Origin of the sequence: Vibrio sp. V39_P1S14PM300 (genome assembly GCF_009904765.1) — a bacterium.
Lineage (GTDB): Bacteria > Pseudomonadota > Gammaproteobacteria > Enterobacterales > Vibrionaceae > Vibrio > Vibrio proteolyticus.
The window spans coordinates 1-3,225 of record NZ_WXWP01000404.1; the positions used below are offsets into that span (position 1 = coordinate 1).

A 3,225-nucleotide genomic window follows, 5' to 3' on the forward strand; every position below is an offset into this window, starting at 1 on the left:
ATTTTAAAAATGAGATCACGCGCAAATTTGGTTTAAAGGAGTCGTTATGGCTGGTAGTAGCGTCATTGTAATGGGCGTATGTGCTTGTGGTAAAAGTACAATTGGTGAACAACTGGCAGCAAAGCTGGGACGTAAATTCATCGATGGTGATGACCTCCACCCTAGGGCAAATATTCAAAAAATGGCCTCGGGCCAACCGCTGGATGATGACGATCGTAAACCGTGGCTGGAGCGCATTCGTGATGCTGCCTACAGCCTGGAAAACAAGAATGAGCACGGTATTATCGTCTGTTCCGCCCTTAAGCAGAAGTACCGCGACCAGATCCGCGATGGCAACCAGAATGTCACGTTCTTATTTCTGGATGGCGATATGGCGCTGATCCTTGAACGTATGCGCCAGCGTCAGGGCCACTTTATGAAAGAGAACATGGTCAAAAGCCAGTTCGAAACACTGGAGCGCCCGGACAACGAAGCAGGCACACTAGTGGTCAGCATCGAGGGATCGATTGATGACGTGGTGGCGCACGCCGCAGAACTGTTGCTCAAACAGAGTGAGGCCGCCGCATGACCCATCCGACCGTCCTTGCCGTGACTGAACGGTTGATTGAGCGCAGTCGAGACTCACGCGCTGCGTTTCTGTGCCGCACACAAGAGCAGGCCCGGACTGGCAAGGGCCGCACTGGTTTATCCTGTGGCAATCTGGCGCACGCCGTCGCCGCCTCCTGCTCAAGCGAAAAAAAACAGATCCTCAACTTTACCCACGCCAATGTCGCGCTGATCAACGCTTACAACGACATGTTGAGTGCACATCAGCCCTACCAGCACTATCCGGATCAAATCAAAGCGGTGCTCGCCCAGTATGGGCATACCGCTCAGGTTGCGGGAGGCGTGCCCGCCATGTGCGACGGCGTCACTCAAGGGCAGCCGGGCATGGACATGTCACTGTTCTCGCGCGATCTGATCGCTCAGGCCACGGCGCTGTCACTCAGCCACAACGTGTTCGATGCAACCCTGCTGCTTGGGATCTGTGACAAAATCGCGCCCGGTCAACTGATGGGCGCACTCAGTTATGCCCACCTGCCCACCGCCTTTGTACCCGCCGGCCTGATGGCAACCGGGATCAGTAACGAAGAAAAAGTGGATATTCGCCAGAAATACGCCGCAGGCGAAGTGGGTAAGGAAAAGCTACTGGACATGGAATGCCGCGCCTACCATTCCCCCGGCACCTGCACGTTCTATGGCACCGCCAACACCAATCAGCTGGTTTTTGAAGCCATGGGGCTGATGTTGCCCGGCTCGGCGTTTGTTCACCCACATTCGCCGCTTCGCCAGGCATTGACCGGCGCAGCGGCAATAAAAGTCGCCGCCATGACATCCGGCTCTGCCCATTTCAGGCCACTGGCCGATGTGGTCACAGCGCACAGCCTGATCAATGGCATCGTCGCCTTACTCGCCTCTGGTGGCAGCACCAACCACACCATTCACATGGTCGCGGTTGCCCGGGCGGCTGGTCTGATGCTGACCTGGCAAGATATCAGTGACCTGTCGGATGTGGTCCCGTTGCTGGCCAGGGTATACCCAAACGGTCCGGCAGACATGAATGCGTTCCAGCAAGCCGGCGGCGTCCCCGCCCTGATGAGAAGGCTGGATCTGTCACAGTTGCTTCACCGCGACGTCACCCCCGTATTCGGCACCTTTGATGATCAGCTCAGCCAACCAGACTTAGTCCATGGCAAGCTGGGCTGGACGGCTTGCCATGGGACACAGAATGCCGAGGTGATCGCCGCAGACGGTGAGGTTTTCCAGAACACGGGTGGCACCCGGGTGCTCAGTGGCAACCTCGGACGTGCGGTGATCAAGGTATCGGCGGTGAAACAGGATCAGCAGTGCATTGAAGCGCCTGCCGTGGTATTTCGCTGTCAACATGAGGTCGAGGCAGCCTATCAACGGGGAGCGCTCAATCGTGATTGTGTCGTCGTCGTGACACACAATGGTCCGGCGGCCAACGGTATGCCAGAGCTACACAAGCTGATGCCGATTCTGGGGAACATTCAAAAGGCGGGTTATCAGGTTGCGTTGGTGACGGACGGACGTCTGTCTGGCGCCTCGGGCAAGATCCCTTCCGCGATTCATGTTTCACCAGAAGCCCTGCGTGGTGGTGCGATTGGTCTGATCAAAAATGGCGATATGGTGCGGCTCGACTGCCAGTCTGGCGTGTTACAAAATCTCTCTGAGATGGACGGGCGTCAGGCTGGGGAAACCAACGCCGATACTGACCAGTCCACCTGGGGGCGCGATCTGTTTCGGGTGATGCGACAAACGGTGTCCAGCGCAGAGGACGGAGCCAGTTTCATCGTGTGATTGGAAAATGAAAAAGGGCGGTTTTTCCGCCCTTTCTTTGTTTTGCGCTTAGGCCGTTTTCATTACCACCACCGCCATGATGACAACAAAGATCCCAGCCCAGCCTATCGGTTTGAGTTTTTGCTTAAACAGAATTGAACCACCCACAGCCGTGCCGAGGATACCAATCGCTCCCCAGGAAGCATACGCCACGGCCAGATCAATCTCTTTCACAGCCTGAGCCAACAGAGTAAAGGCAGCCAGTACCAAGGCAATCGCTGTCACACCCCAGATTTTATGGCGAAAACCATCCGAGCGGGTCAGCGCCATGTTGGCCATAATATCGACAATCGCCGCCAGCACCACAAAACCAAACGAGAGCGTCATAAATTGATTCATGATTCACACCTCACCGTCGTTGAGATCGATGTCTTGTCGGCTGGGGTACTGTGCTGCTCTCCACTGGTCACCATCACAATTCCGACAACGGCCATCGCCAAGCCAATCAGCTCCTGAGCGTTCAAATCTGCATCGAACAGGAACAGCGACACCAGGGTGATCAGAGCAATGCCCAGCCCTTCCCAAACCGCGTACGCCACACCGATGGCGATCTTCTTCGCCGCCAGTGAAAGAAAGTAATACGACACCGAAATCAGAGCGTACATCACAACATAGCCCCACAAGGAACCATGCACGCCAATCAGCTTCATGGTACTGGTGCCCGCCACCTCAGCCGAGATGGCTAATAACAGAAATATTCGTGCAAGAAACATAATTCACCTTCTACAAGTTCTTAAAAATATGCATAACGGAGAATTGCGTATTACAGCTGGGTTTAACTGATGCGTCTGGCCAGACGGAATAATTGAAACGTCAGATTGGTAA

The 3,225-nt window shown here is 55.1% G+C and carries 4 protein-coding genes; 2 read left to right on the top strand and 2 right to left on the bottom strand.

From position 1 onward, the window contains the following. Nucleotides 1-46 precede the first annotated feature (46 nt). Together CAG65_RS21165 and edd are read left to right on the top strand one after the other, a co-directional pair. Nucleotides 47-568: a gluconokinase gene (locus CAG65_RS21165; protein WP_021706041.1), complete on the top strand. Its 522-nt coding sequence runs from the start codon at nucleotides 47-49 to the stop codon at nucleotides 566-568. Beyond that, entirely contained in the window at nucleotides 565-2,361 is a 1,797-nt protein-coding gene (edd, locus tag CAG65_RS21170; RefSeq protein ID WP_161454895.1) for a phosphogluconate dehydratase, read from the top strand. The genes CAG65_RS21165 and edd overlap by 4 nt, the downstream gene beginning before the upstream one ends. Before the next feature lie 48 nt (nucleotides 2,362-2,409). Here the strand turns inward: edd and mdtI are convergent, their stop codons facing one another. Together mdtI and CAG65_RS21180 are read right to left on the bottom strand one after the other, a co-directional pair. Beyond that, nucleotides 2,410-2,739, bottom strand: coding sequence for a multidrug/spermidine efflux SMR transporter subunit MdtI (mdtI, locus tag CAG65_RS21175; protein WP_021706039.1), 330 nt, complete (start codon nucleotides 2,737-2,739; stop codon nucleotides 2,410-2,412). Beyond that, a complete protein-coding gene (locus CAG65_RS21180; RefSeq protein ID WP_161454896.1) occupies nucleotides 2,736-3,113 on the bottom strand; it encodes an SMR family transporter in 378 nt (125 codons plus the stop codon). The genes mdtI and CAG65_RS21180 overlap by 4 nt, the downstream gene beginning before the upstream one ends. Between the last annotated feature and the right edge of the window lie 112 nt (nucleotides 3,114-3,225).

What these genes read in the sequence shown, in the direction of transcription:
- CAG65_RS21165 (WP_021706041.1), top strand. Translation starts at nt 47, where the DNA reads ATGGCTGGTAGTAGCGTCATTGTAATGGGCGTATGTGCTTGTGGTAAA.
- CAG65_RS21180 (WP_161454896.1), bottom strand. Translation starts at nt 3,113, where the DNA reads ATGTTTCTTGCACGAATATTTCTGTTATTAGCCATCTCGGCTGAGGTG.
- edd (WP_161454895.1), top strand. Translation starts at nt 565, where the DNA reads ATGACCCATCCGACCGTCCTTGCCGTGACTGAACGGTTGATTGAGCGC.
- mdtI (WP_021706039.1), bottom strand. Translation starts at nt 2,739, where the DNA reads ATGAATCAATTTATGACGCTCTCGTTTGGTTTTGTGGTGCTGGCGGCG.